Below are 12599 nucleotides of genomic sequence, written 5' to 3'. Positions count from 1 at the left end.
GGCTGTATTCATATGTGGGAAAACAAGTTTGAAAAAGAATCTTTAACTTTTGATGATGTGTTATTGTTACCAGCAGAATCAGATGTATTGCCGAAAGAAGTAGACTTAAGTGTTCAATTATCAGAAGGTATTAAATTAAATATCCCTGTTATTTCAGCAGGTATGGATACTGTAACTGAATCCAAAATGGCGATCTCAATGGCTAGACAAGGTGGTCTAGGTGTTATTCATAAAAATATGAATATTGAAGATCAAGCAGATGAAGTTCAAAAAGTTAAACGCTCAGAAAACGGTGTTATTTCAAACCCATTCTTCTTGACACCAGAAGAAAGTGTGTATGAAGCAGAAGCATTGATGGGTAAATATCGTATTTCAGGTGTACCTATTGTAAATAATGAAGAAGAGAGAACATTAGTCGGTATTTTAACAAACCGTGATTTACGTTTTATTGAAGATTTCTCTATTAAAATTTCGGATGTTATGACTAAAGAAAACTTAATTACAGCACCTGTAGGCACTACTTTAGATGAAGCTGAAGAACTGTTACAGCAACATAAAATAGAAAAATTACCGTTAGTTAAAGATGGTAGATTAGAAGGTTTAATCACAATCAAAGATATCGAAAAGGTACTTGAATTCCCGAATTCTGCTAAAGACAAACTTGGTAGATTGTTAGTTGGTGCAGCGATTGGTATTGCAAAAGATACAGATATTCGCGCTGAAAAATTAGTTGAAGCGGGTGTAGATGCCTTAGTTATCGATACAGCTCATGGACATTCTAAAGGCGTTTTAGAACAAGTTAAACACATTAAAGAAAAATTCCCACAAGTAACATTAGTTGCCGGAAACGTTGCGACTGCTGCAGGTACTAAAGCTTTATATGAAGCAGGTGCAGATGTTGTCAAAGTAGGTATCGGACCTGGTTCAATTTGTACGACTCGTGTTGTTGCTGGTGTAGGTGTACCACAAATTACAGCCGTATATGACTGTGCAACAGAAGCACGTAAGCATGGAAAGTCTATTATTGCTGATGGTGGTATTAAATTCTCAGGAGACATTATCAAAGCATTAGCTGCAGGTGGACATGCTGTGATGTTAGGTAGCTTACTTGCAGGTACTGAAGAAAGCCCTGGTGCAACAGAAGTATTCCAAGGTAGACAATATAAAGTATACAGAGGTATGGGTTCATTAGGTGCAATGGAAAGTGGTTCTAACGACCGTTACTTCCAAGAAGACAAAGCGCCTAAAAAATTCGTCCCTGAAGGTATTGAAGGTCGTATTGCTTACAAAGGTCCATTACAAGATACGATTTACCAACTTATGGGCGGTGTGAGATCAGGCATGGGTTACACTGGTTCAAGAAACTTAGAAGCATTAAGAGAAGAAGCACAATTTACACGTATGGGACCTGCTGGTTTAGCAGAAAGTCACCCACATGATGTGCAAATTACAAAAGAATCACCAAATTATTCATTCTAAGTTAAAAGGAGATTTAAAGTTATGGAAATGGCGAAAGAGCAAGAGCTCATACTTGTTTTAGATTTTGGTAGCCAATATAACCAATTAATTACACGTCGTATACGTGAAATGGGTGTGTATAGTGAACTGCACGACCATGAAATCAGCATTGAAGAAATTAAACGCATGAATCCGAAAGGGATTATCCTTTCAGGAGGGCCGAATTCAGTATATGAAGAGAATTCTTTTACGATTGACCCAGAAATTTACAATTTAGGTATTCCTATTCTAGGTATTTGTTATGGCATGCAATTAACAACTAAATTGTTGGGTGGAAAAGTTGAACGTGCCAATGAAAGAGAATACGGTAAAGCCGTGATTAATGCGAAAACTGACGAATTATTCTTCGGACTACCTGAGGAACAAAATGTTTGGATGAGTCATTCAGATAAAGTTATTGAAATCCCAGAAGGTTTTGAAGTGATTGCAGACAGTCCAAGTACGAACTATGCAGCAATTGAAGATAAATCACGCCGTATCTACGGTGTTCAATTCCATCCTGAAGTACGTCACACTGAATTTGGTAATGACTTATTACGTAACTTTGTACGTCGCGTGTGTGAATGTACTGGTGAATGGTCAATGGAAAACTTTATAGATATTGAAGTTGAAAAAATTCGCGAACTCGTTGGTGATCGCAAGGTATTATGTGCAATGAGCGGTGGTGTAGACTCATCTGTTGTTGCAGTGTTATTACACAAAGCGATTGGCGACCAATTAACATGTATCTTCGTAGACCATGGCTTACTACGTAAAGGTGAAGGCAACATGGTCATGGAACAATTTGGTGAAGGCTTCAACATGAACATCATTCGTGTCGATGCTCAAGAACGTTTTATGAATAAACTTCAAGGTGTATCAGATCCGGAACAAAAACGTAAAATCATTGGTAATGAATTCGTTTATGTCTTTGATGATGAAGCATCTAAGCTAAAAGGTGTTGATTTCTTAGCGCAAGGCACATTATATACAGACGTTATTGAATCAGGTACAAAAACAGCGCAAACGATTAAATCACACCATAATGTAGGCGGCTTACCTGAAGATATGGAATTCCAATTAATTGAGCCTATTAATACATTATTCAAAGATGAAGTACGTGAATTAGGTATCGAATTAGGTATTCCAGAACACTTAGTATGGAGACAGCCTTTCCCAGGTCCAGGTTTAGGTATTCGTGTGCTGGGTGAAATTACAGAAGATAAACTTGAAATCGTACGCGAATCAGATGCGATCCTAAGACAAGTCATTCGTGAAGAAGGTCTTGAACGTGATATATGGCAGTACTTCACAGTGTTACCTGGTATTCAATCTGTAGGTGTCATGGGAGACTACCGAACTTATGACCACACTGTAGGTATTCGCGCAGTGACATCTATTGATGGTATGACAAGTGACTTTGCACGTATTGATTGGGAAGTCTTACAAAAAATTTCAAGCAGAATTGTTAATGAAGTAGACCACGTGAACCGTGTTGTCTATGATATTACATCTAAGCCCCCAAGTACCATAGAGTGGGAATAATAGAATAGAATGATGAAACCCCTTAAGCATAGGCTTGAGGGGTTTTTTTGTGGTTAAAGAATGTAAAAAGGGCATGATTTGCAATTTTATGAATTTCGGACATGAAAAAAGAGATGATCAATAAAAGTTACCTCTCTAGTATTAAGAATTATTTAAATAATAAAACATACGCAATTCCCATAAATATACCGACTATAGACATTATCCAAATTAAATGAGGATTAAATCTCCAATCACTTGTAGATGTCTTAGCGATTTTCTTTGAATACCATAAATGTAAAGTTTTAAATAAAGCGAAAATCAATCCGAATAACAAAGGATAAATAATAAAATTCATGTTATCACTCTTTCTATTGTGTTATAAATTATTGTATTTTTTCTAATTTTTTCATCATATTTTTATCCATTTGCTCAGTTACATGACTATATATCTGTAGGGTAGTCTTATGATCAGTGTGCCCCCACACGCTCCATTATTGCTTTGAGAGATACACCTAGTTGCGATAATAATGATATGAGATTACGATGGATGCATAGTGTGGCTTGTTATATGTTTTGTAAACCTACACTAGATGCTGATTGTTGCATATTTCTATTGATGGTACTAAGCGACATAGGATTGCCACGATGATTAGTGAATATAAATCCTCTATCTTGATACATAGCTTCCCATTGGATAGTTTTTTAATTTTCTAATATAGTTTTGCGTAAAATGTCACAACTAAGAGAGTTTAGCGAAATTGATCTATAAGAAGCCTCGGTTTTGGTCGTATCTTTAAAGACTACTGTATTATTTTCATTACGCCAATGAATTGTACCGTTTATTTCTAAGGTTTTATTACCAAAATCAATATTATCTGGTTGAATTGCTAATAATTCCCCTATACGCTCATTTAAGAGCCTTTGAGCTTCTTGCTGTGCCTACTTATCTTACTTATCATTCTTATTTAGAACAACGCTCACACGTTTTCATTTGTAGATATATGGGTTTTTATACTTCTCATAGAAACAATACTGTATTTGATTATATTTATTAGTGAATTGTTCATGACATATTTGTTATCCCTCTTTAAGATATAAAATAAATAGAGGAGGCGTATTACCCATGAAGAAATTTATTTGTATTTTAATAAATATTTGACTTGATTATAAATTATTCATCATCTTCTAATAAGTTAGTTACATTAACGGTAATTTCTTTAGTTACAGGGTTAATACTTACATCTTCGTTATAACCTAAAGATTTTACTTTTATGGTATCATTATCTATTTTTAATGCTATTTCAACGTGTTGGTATCCTTGTAAAATTAATAATGTATCTTCATTAACAACAACATCATGTGAACCTTTTCCATTTACAGTGACATTCCACTCATTAAATTTAAATTGCATGATAAATTCCACCCTTTGTTATGTATTATTTCTCTTTCTTAAAGCTAAATACTAAAAATGATATGCTAATAACCAAAAATAAAGGCATTACTGTAATAGATAATACTAGAAATGTCATTGCGAAAACAAAGTACGTTTCATCTACTTTATATTTACCGAAATTCATAATATTCCTCCTATTTACGTTCCTCAAATCCGTATATTAAGCAAATTACAAATACTACAAAAACTGCTGGTACAAATATAGATACTACTAAAAGTGGTATGGACATAATTAAATAGTTGAAATCGTATTTATATTTACCCAATTTCATGTAATCACTCCTCCCTCATTCAACACTACTTAATTAAAATATTACTATGTATTTCACAACCTTAAAACAGGGTGTACGTGTGTAAAAACACATAGTGGGTGCTGCTATTCCTTATTTTTCTTCCTCACTTTAATAAACTCCTTAATATACAAGTAACTATCGAGCATTGTACTTAATATGAAATTTATAACTTTAATTACTGTACATACAATATACTCCACAGTAAAGCTCCTTTGTGTAGTGGTTAGTGTTATCTTTTATGTAATTTACTAATAAGTACTGAGTTTTTAAATAGTCGAAAGTAGTATATAAGACTTTTAAGATGTCTAAAAAATTATCATAATATGAATCAATCTATAGATATATTGAATTTTTGTTTAAGAATTCAATAAAAATACACATGGGATGATCTTTTGATATTTAATATTATCCAATTCAAAATGATAGTGAGCTTGTTATTATGTTAATAAGTTTAATAAAAGATCTGTTAAATAAGTTTCCATAAATGCTGCTATTATAATTAAAGGTAGGGCAATTAACAAATAAATTTTCAATAAATTTATTATTGCTAATTTGATAGAAAGATTTTGTTTCTTACTCTTTCTGAAAATGTTATTAATTTTTCTAATAATAGATTGATTAACTTTAAATAAGGCACTAGCTATGAAGCAAAAACCCAATATTTCTACGATAGAATGAGGTGTAGAAGCTATAATCATCATAATCCCTTTATATAAATCCAAATGAAGTACGAAGCCAAACGCTATACCTAGTGGTACTGTTGTTTTTATTATATTTAAGTAATATAGAAAAGGAATTGGAATTATAGTCAGTATTAGCATTTGAAAAGGCACTTTAAAGCCATTGTTTAGTATATATTCCCAAACCTTTTGCAAACCTCGTGCCTTATCTACGGAATTATGAGTACTCTCTGTAGCACTTTTTAAAGTTTCTATAGATGGACTGAATATAATAGCCAAAATAAGGGTGATTAAAAAAATCAATAATGTTGTAAATAAGAATTTTAAAGCTCTTTTGAGATAAGCATCGTCTTGAATTTTAAGCATATATACCTCCGTATAATAAAGGGTGTGTAGGTAACTAATATCACACTATCAAATATTTATTAATATTAATAGGTTATTTAAATAAATGCAGTTCTCTAAAATGTACATATTATTATAAGTTCTGTTAGGTGGTTTTGTTATAGTTACATTTATTTGTATAGAATAGACATTTAAGAACTGAATTTATACATTTAGGCAATATAAGTTTTTAAAAAATATGTTATTATATTTTTGAGTTATCTTCAATATTATTAAAAAGAAAATAAAATTTAAGGAGAAAATTATGTTAAGTGGATTGTACGATGTTCTAGGTTTTTTTATTGATCTATTTATGGGAAAGTATTCCCAATTTTACTTAATAGTATTTATATTAATAATTGTGTTAGCTGCTATCATAGATGTGTTTATATCGATTGGTTCTTAGAAACCAGAAAATAAATTATTATTATTCATTAAGAGTTTAGGTATTCATTTCGTTGGTATTATAGTCTTTTGCGGTATTCTTTTATTCATTAATCGAATATTAACTTTTATACCATTCTTTAATTTTAACTCTAAATCAGAGGAGTTAATGGGTTTAACTGGTATTACATTATATTTATCATTACTTTTTGTATTGTTTGTAGGACTATTTTTCATGAAAATGAGAGGGCATAAATTATTTCATGTTGTAATACAGTTTTTTATTGCTATAGCTATTTTTTACATAGGGACTTTATTATTAAATTTCTCAATACCTTTTAGTATACCAATTATACTAGCAGATATTGTTATAGTTGTTTTAATTGGGAATGTACTATTGGAATATATAGAAAAGGTGGATTAGTTATGTGGATAGCAATATTTAGTATGTGGTTTTGTATAGGTATGGCATTCTTAGCTATTTATTTAAATAAGGAGAAATAAATATATCTATACCATATATCGTGATGCTACTACTTACTATAATTGCAGTTACAATGATGATTATTATATGTATGGTTTTGGATAAATCGATGATATATATGTTTATAATACTATTCATTCACTCAACACTTTTATTTATCATTCGCTATTTTTTGGCAAGATAAAGCATTTGGAGATGTATTTATTCATTCATTTGATTTAGTAACCACAGTAATTATAATCATGCTATTTACAAAATCAATAAAGCTAAATCAAGTGAGTAGTATTAAGATATTGTAAATACCGTTGAACAATCTAAAAGGGTGTAATATAACTGCGTATAAAGTTCCTCCAGAACCACACCTTTTGAAGGCACCTTTATGGGTGGCTATTTTATTAGATGATTACATGTTAAATGATATGTTGCAATATAGTTGTAGTCGTTTAGACTATGCTTTTGTCACTACTTATATTCTATCTAGTCTTCACTAGAGAATACTGCTCAGACGGGTACTTATGTGCTCGCCCTATTTTTGTTATATTTATATTAGAAATTAATTGTGCTGAAATAAAGTTTGCTAAAAAGGAGTAGTTTTTATGTCTTTTTTAATTATAATACTTTGTTGTTTTATTATCCCTATTTTTTTAATGTTTTGCAGTGATGAAAATAGAGATAAATGACGCATTTATGCCTAGAAATTTTATTGTTTGTTAAGGGTTCAGAGGCGCAACGTCAATAAAGCAATAATGTTTTATAGTTTAAAAAGTGAAAGGGGGCTTTTTATTATGAATGAAAAAAATCGTGGTATTTTTTCTATGACTTCTTTGATTATTTCTTCTGTATTCTTCTTCATTAGTCTTGTTGTTTTTGCCTTTCAAATAAATTCAGATGTGGCTTCTTTATGTACAACTTTAGGAATTTTATTTGTTGGTATTTATGGAGTGTTAGCTAAATTTAAACTAGGTTATATAGCTATTATTTTAGCTTTAATAGCTATAATTTTGAACTTAGCGTTTTAGGTTTGAGAAACGAGTTCTTCTTGTCTTGATACATAATATAACTACCTATTAGCAGAAGTGTTGGTGGGTTTTGTAATACATAGCGAACAATTGAAAGTATTTTAGCCAAATGGGACATTTACTTATGTACTTGTCCTATTTTTTTTATGAGTAGACATAAATGATAATTTAACACTTATGATTTTAAATATCTAAAAACTAATGATAAAATACAATTAGATTAAGCTTAATTTGATATGTAAAAAGATTAATTAATCATTATTTTTGAATTTTAAAAAATATTGGAGTGATTTTCATGGCAAAACCATTATTTGAAACAACTGTCATAAGTAATGGCGGAAGAGATGGAAAAGTTTTTAGTGAAGATAATACATTTTATCAAGACTTAGCTGTTCCTAAAGAAATGGGTGGCAACGGCGTTACTGAGTCAAACCCTGAACAGTTATTTGCAGCAGGTTACAGCTCTTGTTTTAACAATGCGCTAATGCATATTTTGAAAGGTGCAGACAAAGGTACGGTTGAGCCAGAAGTCCGTGCGACTGCTTACTTATTGCCAGATAAATCTGATGGCGGTGTGAAATTGGCAGCTGAATTAGATGTATCACTTAAAGATCTCAGCCAAGAAGAAGCGGAGATGTTCGTTGAAAAAGCGCATAATTATTGCCCGTATTCGAAAGCACTAAAAGACACGATTGATATTGAAATTACTGTAAGCGTTAATTAAGTAAAGTGATGCAAAAAGCTAGATAAAATTTTTAGAAATTTTATCTAGCTGTCATATATTTATATAACCGTATCTTAATTGGTGCGGTTATTTTTTATGAAATAATGGACCATTCTTAGTGGAGGTATAATTATGCCTAAATCACAACAAGTGTTGGTTGGTATATGTCTAATATTATTTAGTTTTAATTTTATAGCACCTATTATTGGAACAATGATGCATATTAAAATATTAGAATTTAGCTCACCTCTAATCAAAACTGTACAATTCGCTTTTGTCATAATTTTTGGCATTTTTACATATTGACAAATTAAACGTAAAGGTTTCTAGAAGAGTAAGATTAAAATACTATATGATTGGAGTTTTAATATGTCTGCGCCAACCATAGTCATGCTGATACTTACTATAATAATGCTGTTATTTGTATTTGTTTTTGGTCTATTACTTGATAAACCAGTGATATACATGTTTATTGCGCTGTTTGTTCATTCAACGCTTTTATTCATCATTCGTTACTTCTGGCAAGGAAAAGAATTTGGAGAAGCATTTACACATTCTTTTGATTTCATTACCATAACAATAGTTATTATATTTACAATTTTGAAAGTTCAAAAAGCAAATTCAAGTGAATAATATTTAATCATATAAAAAGAGTTGGAAATATTGCTAAGTTGCAGTTTCCAGCTCTTTTTATTTTGATTTGAACATTTTGACAGACTTGATATTACCAATATTTAAATTTAAAACTTACATATTATTACTATTTTCTATCTATATTTTTACTTAAATAAAAATATTACCCTAATAAATGACTCCTTGCAATATTATAGTAATAAGTAATGAAACTATAAATTCTGATTTTTATTTTATTACTTAATTTATAATACATCATAAATCATTTTGTAGGGAGTGAATAATGTTGAGGAGTATAATTAAAATAGTGATAAGCATGCTAGTTTTTATTTTATTATTTAGTCATAGTGTGAGTGCGAATATTTCAGAAAAAGACAATGAAACAGCAGTAACTGATGTAGATTCAGTAGAAGAGCCTTCTTCTGGAACTTTAGATTTAAATCAAGACAATTTGCTGCCAATTGAATATACATTAGAAAATAAAATTGAAAGAATAATTGGAACAGATCAACGTATAAAAGTTTCAAACTTTAAGAGTACACCTTATAAACAAGTGGTGTTATTGAATATGACGTTTCCTAACGGTAAAACTTATATAGGATCGGGAACAATGGTTGGAAGAGATTCAGTACTTACAGCAGGGCACAATATTTATTCAAAAAACGCAGGTGGTTGGGCAAGCAAGATTGTTGTATATGCAGGAGTAGAAGGCCAAAATTTTCATATTGGAAAGGCACAATCTAAGAAAATATACACCTTAAATCAATGGATAAATAAAAGGGATTTTCAATATGATTTAGCTATTATTAAATTAAATAATAATTTGGGGGATAAGACTGGAATTTTACCAATAACTTCTAAAGTGAGATTAAATGAGTCAATCGAGACTTCAGGCTTTCCAGCGGATAAGGGGAGTAGTACCCAGTTTAAGTCGAAAGGATTTTTAAATAAAATAGAGACCAATAATTTGTATTACGATATGGATACAAATCCAGGACAAAGCGGTAGTAGTGTTAGGAATGCTAATAATCAAATAATTGGTGTACATACATTCGGTGGGGAAGATTACAATGGGGCAACCCGACTAAATGAACTTTATATTGATTATATTTTGCATTGGATGGGAAAATCTAAGGCGCACAATTATTATAAAAAAGTAGAAGTCATTCGTTCGAACACTAGTTTGTGGAATGATTTGAATTTTAATAGTAAACGAAGTGAAAAAAGTATAAAAATTGGAAATATATATCACGCAAAATATATGTATAATCATCCAAATGGACAAAAGTACTTATCATTATATGATTCAAATAATAAATGGATAGGATATTTTAACATTAAAGATATCAAAATATTACAATAACTTGATTAGAAAGGAAGTTTTAAAATGAAAAAGGTACTATTAACTACAGCTTTATTAATGTCAGTTGTACAATTTAGCAGTCAAGGGGCAAATGGTGAAGAGATTCCTCATGGTATTTTGCATAAGGATGGAAGCTTTATAGAACCAAATGTGTTTCCGCATAAAGATATAGCAGAGGTTGAAAAACCGATAGAGTTAAAGGATGGTACGAAGAAAATACCTCATGGTATTTTGCATAAGGATGGAAGTTTTACAGAACCAAATGTGTTTCCGCATAAAGATATAGCAGAGGTTGAAGAGCCAAAAGAATTAGAAGATGCTACGAATGAATTTAATCATAAATCTAATAGTGAGACATCCTTGCACAATAATGCAGTAAATGAAAAATTAAAAGATGAAGGTGGTTTAAACCCTAAAAATCCAGGAGCAGAAAGTGAGCGATTTAATAAAAATCAGCAGTTAGACGCTTCAAAAAATAATGATTTCTCAAAAGTTAACTCTGAAGTAAAAAATTCAAAAAATAGCGTGAAGCACAATGCAATAAAAGAATTACCTGATACAGGCATGATTTCAGATAATAGAACACTAACCATTTTTTTAGCCAGTATCTCATTGATTGCGGGTAGTTTATTATTATGTAAACGTGTTAATTTTAAAGTTTTTCAAAAATAAGACATTTTAGGTATTACTATTGTGATAATCTTACAGTGATGTCATTTTGAATAGCATTAACCATAACAGAAATATTATGATGTGGATGTAGTCACAAGCATTTACTGTCCATAAGATAGTCATAGCTGAAACATTATTATGTTTCAGCTTTTGTTTTTATTACAAGTATAGTTTAATTGTGATATTTTCAATTACAATAAGTTGAATTATTTACAAACAATTCACGTTTTAAAATGTATGATATTATAAAAATATAAGTATAAGTATCTTTTTGAACTTAAACGAATAATAATAAGTTATACAAGACATTTTAGGAGAGGTAAAATGAAAACAATCGCAATTATTTTAGGGATTTTAGTTATTCTTTCTTGGCTATTTGTAATGAAAGAATACAAAAATGGAAATCAGGGCTCTCATAAAGCTCAAAATGTTATGTTATTAGCCTGTTTGTTAACTATAATTATGACCGCTTTACAATTATTTTATTAGTCAGTCGTGAATCAAGTTGGTAAATGAACAAATAAGTAATGTTATATAGAAGTCTCAACATATTTCCTTTGATTTTAAACTTAGGACTGAGACTTCACTTTATTGTAAAGAATACCTACGCCACAGTTGCTATATCCTAATTGGTAATCGAATTTAATAATTTCGATATAAGGATTTTCTTCTAAGAATTCATTAACTTTTTTGTTTAAGCCTTTTTCTGTCATAGCTGTTAAATTTACAAATTTCATATGATGACTCCTTTACTGTTTTTGTTTTTAATATTTTATACAGTATTTTAGAAACATACTTTTTACAGTTCGAGTTTTAATTCAACTATATCATTTCTCATTTATGGTAGAAAGTCACCTTATTTTAAAATGTTTTAGTTAAGATGAATTTTATGACATTTTTTAATGGTAATAAGGATAAAAGAAAGTAGGAAATTGAACGATGGAAATTATATTAAAAAAAGATTATGAAAAATGGGAAGTACAATTTGTTAAAGAAAAAGATCTACTGTTAGAAGTAGTTGGTAAAGAAATCATAGAAATGCATCACATTGGCAGTATAGCTATAAAAGATATTTATGCTAAGCCTGTTATTGATATCATGGTAGTCGTAAAAAATATAATGTTTATGGATCGTTACAATAATGCGATGCGACAAATAGGCTATGAACCTCAAGGAGAAAGTGGTATCAGTGGTAGAAGGTTTTATATAAAAGGCGTGGATACTAGAACTTATCATGTCCATATGTTTCAATTTGATAACTATGAAGATATTGATAGACATTTAGCGTTTAGAGATTATTTAAATGCTAATATAGCTATTGCGAAAGAATATGAAAATTTAAAAATTACACTCGCTAACAAGTATTCAAATAATAGAAGTGCGTATTCAAATGGCAAATCGCCGTTTATCAAACGCATAGAGCATCAAGCATTAAAATGGTATCAAAATAATCAGGATGGATAGGCTACCTACTGTCTTATTTACA

General features: G+C 30.4%; 15 protein-coding genes and 1 pseudogene. 10 read left to right on the top strand and 6 right to left on the bottom strand.

Annotated features, from left to right (window positions below; genetic code table 11):
• The first annotated feature begins 12 nt into the window (after positions 1 to 12).
• On the top strand, positions 13 to 1479 hold the full coding sequence (guaB, locus tag KA867_RS07055; protein ID WP_040029828.1) for an IMP dehydrogenase: 1467 nt from the start codon (positions 13 to 15) through the stop codon (positions 1477 to 1479).
• Between the two features lie 21 nt (positions 1480 to 1500).
• Positions 1501 to 3042 (top strand): glutamine-hydrolyzing GMP synthase, encoded by a 1542-nt coding sequence (gene guaA / locus KA867_RS07050; protein WP_210137519.1) that lies wholly within the window; start codon positions 1501 to 1503, stop codon positions 3040 to 3042.
• Between the two features lie 365 nt (positions 3043 to 3407).
• Here the strand turns inward: guaA and KA867_RS13605 are convergent.
• From KA867_RS13605 to KA867_RS07030, 5 genes and pseudogenes are all read right to left on the bottom strand, one after another.
• Positions 3408 to 3942, bottom strand: a pseudogene (locus KA867_RS13605) (tyrosine-type recombinase/integrase); the annotation flags it as partial.
• A 253-nt stretch (positions 3943 to 4195) separates the two neighbouring features.
• Positions 4196 to 4435, bottom strand: coding sequence for a hypothetical protein (locus KA867_RS07045; protein WP_210137518.1), 240 nt, complete (start codon positions 4433 to 4435; stop codon positions 4196 to 4198).
• A 25-nt stretch (positions 4436 to 4460) separates the two neighbouring features.
• Positions 4461 to 4601, bottom strand: coding sequence for a hypothetical protein (locus KA867_RS07040; RefSeq protein ID WP_210137517.1), 141 nt, complete (start codon positions 4599 to 4601; stop codon positions 4461 to 4463).
• A 10-nt stretch (positions 4602 to 4611) separates the two neighbouring features.
• A complete protein-coding gene (locus KA867_RS07035) occupies positions 4612 to 4749 on the bottom strand; it encodes a hypothetical protein (protein ID WP_210137516.1) in 138 nt (45 codons plus the stop codon).
• Positions 4750 to 5207: 458 nt separating this feature from the next.
• Positions 5208 to 5816 carry a stage II sporulation protein M gene (locus KA867_RS07030; protein ID WP_210137515.1) on the bottom strand — a complete coding sequence of 203 codons (609 nt, stop codon included), beginning with the start codon at positions 5814 to 5816 and terminating at the stop codon, positions 5208 to 5210.
• A gap of 1671 nt (positions 5817 to 7487) precedes the next feature.
• Here KA867_RS07030 and KA867_RS07025 point away from each other — a divergent pair.
• The 7 genes from KA867_RS07025 (at position 7488) to KA867_RS06995 (ending at position 11602) form a co-directional block, all read left to right on the top strand.
• Complete coding sequence (locus KA867_RS07025) at positions 7488 to 7721, top strand: hypothetical protein (protein WP_019469915.1); 234 nt, start codon at positions 7488 to 7490, stop codon at positions 7719 to 7721.
• A 295-nt stretch (positions 7722 to 8016) separates the two neighbouring features.
• Positions 8017 to 8445 (top strand): organic hydroperoxide resistance protein, encoded by a 429-nt coding sequence (locus KA867_RS07020; RefSeq protein ID WP_210137514.1) that lies wholly within the window; start codon positions 8017 to 8019, stop codon positions 8443 to 8445.
• Positions 8446 to 8577: 132 nt separating this feature from the next.
• Positions 8578 to 8751 (top strand): hypothetical protein, encoded by a 174-nt coding sequence (locus KA867_RS07015; RefSeq protein WP_210137513.1) that lies wholly within the window; start codon positions 8578 to 8580, stop codon positions 8749 to 8751.
• A gap of 63 nt (positions 8752 to 8814) precedes the next feature.
• Positions 8815 to 9078, top strand: coding sequence for a hypothetical protein (locus KA867_RS07010; protein ID WP_245355934.1), 264 nt, complete (start codon positions 8815 to 8817; stop codon positions 9076 to 9078).
• Between the two features lie 283 nt (positions 9079 to 9361).
• Complete coding sequence (locus KA867_RS07005) at positions 9362 to 10441, top strand: trypsin-like serine peptidase (RefSeq protein WP_210137512.1); 1080 nt, start codon at positions 9362 to 9364, stop codon at positions 10439 to 10441.
• A gap of 24 nt (positions 10442 to 10465) precedes the next feature.
• Positions 10466 to 11113 (top strand): hypothetical protein, encoded by a 648-nt coding sequence (locus KA867_RS07000; protein ID WP_210137511.1) that lies wholly within the window; start codon positions 10466 to 10468, stop codon positions 11111 to 11113.
• A gap of 324 nt (positions 11114 to 11437) precedes the next feature.
• Positions 11438 to 11602, top strand: coding sequence for a hypothetical protein (locus tag KA867_RS06995; RefSeq protein ID WP_210137510.1), 165 nt, complete (start codon positions 11438 to 11440; stop codon positions 11600 to 11602).
• 80 nt (positions 11603 to 11682) lie between these two features.
• Here KA867_RS06995 and KA867_RS06990 read toward each other — a convergent pair whose 3' ends face one another.
• Positions 11683 to 11850, bottom strand: a complete 168-nt coding sequence (locus KA867_RS06990; protein WP_181187401.1) for a hypothetical protein — start codon at positions 11848 to 11850, stop codon at positions 11683 to 11685.
• A gap of 202 nt (positions 11851 to 12052) precedes the next feature.
• Between KA867_RS06990 and KA867_RS06985 the strand changes: the two genes are divergently transcribed.
• Positions 12053 to 12577, top strand: coding sequence for a GrpB family protein (locus KA867_RS06985; protein WP_210137509.1), 525 nt, complete (start codon positions 12053 to 12055; stop codon positions 12575 to 12577).
• Positions 12578 to 12599 lie beyond the last annotated feature (22 nt).

The organism is Staphylococcus sp. GDH8C109P, from assembly GCF_017893405.1.
Lineage (GTDB): Bacteria > Bacillota > Bacilli > Staphylococcales > Staphylococcaceae > Staphylococcus > Staphylococcus cohnii.
The sequence above is the reverse complement of the archived record's forward strand: the minus strand, read 5'-3'. Positions and strand labels throughout refer to the sequence as shown.

What these genes read in the sequence shown, in the direction of transcription:
- guaB (WP_040029828.1), top strand. Translation starts at nt 13, where the DNA reads ATGTGGGAAAACAAGTTTGAAAAAGAATCTTTAACTTTTGATGATGTG.
- guaA (WP_210137519.1), top strand. Translation starts at nt 1,501, where the DNA reads ATGGAAATGGCGAAAGAGCAAGAGCTCATACTTGTTTTAGATTTTGGT.
- KA867_RS07045 (WP_210137518.1), bottom strand. Translation starts at nt 4,435, where the DNA reads ATGCAATTTAAATTTAATGAGTGGAATGTCACTGTAAATGGAAAAGGT.
- KA867_RS07040 (WP_210137517.1), bottom strand. Translation starts at nt 4,601, where the DNA reads ATGAATTTCGGTAAATATAAAGTAGATGAAACGTACTTTGTTTTCGCA.
- KA867_RS07035 (WP_210137516.1), bottom strand. Translation starts at nt 4,749, where the DNA reads ATGAAATTGGGTAAATATAAATACGATTTCAACTATTTAATTATGTCC.
- KA867_RS07030 (WP_210137515.1), bottom strand. Translation starts at nt 5,816, where the DNA reads ATGCTTAAAATTCAAGACGATGCTTATCTCAAAAGAGCTTTAAAATTC.
- KA867_RS07025 (WP_019469915.1), top strand. Translation starts at nt 7,488, where the DNA reads ATGAATGAAAAAAATCGTGGTATTTTTTCTATGACTTCTTTGATTATT.
- KA867_RS07020 (WP_210137514.1), top strand. Translation starts at nt 8,017, where the DNA reads ATGGCAAAACCATTATTTGAAACAACTGTCATAAGTAATGGCGGAAGA.
- KA867_RS07015 (WP_210137513.1), top strand. Translation starts at nt 8,578, where the DNA reads ATGCCTAAATCACAACAAGTGTTGGTTGGTATATGTCTAATATTATTT.
- KA867_RS07010 (WP_245355934.1), top strand. Translation starts at nt 8,815, where the DNA reads ATGTCTGCGCCAACCATAGTCATGCTGATACTTACTATAATAATGCTG.
- KA867_RS07005 (WP_210137512.1), top strand. Translation starts at nt 9,362, where the DNA reads ATGTTGAGGAGTATAATTAAAATAGTGATAAGCATGCTAGTTTTTATT.
- KA867_RS07000 (WP_210137511.1), top strand. Translation starts at nt 10,466, where the DNA reads ATGAAAAAGGTACTATTAACTACAGCTTTATTAATGTCAGTTGTACAA.
- KA867_RS06995 (WP_210137510.1), top strand. Translation starts at nt 11,438, where the DNA reads ATGAAAACAATCGCAATTATTTTAGGGATTTTAGTTATTCTTTCTTGG.
- KA867_RS06990 (WP_181187401.1), bottom strand. Translation starts at nt 11,850, where the DNA reads ATGAAATTTGTAAATTTAACAGCTATGACAGAAAAAGGCTTAAACAAA.
- KA867_RS06985 (WP_210137509.1), top strand. Translation starts at nt 12,053, where the DNA reads ATGGAAATTATATTAAAAAAAGATTATGAAAAATGGGAAGTACAATTT.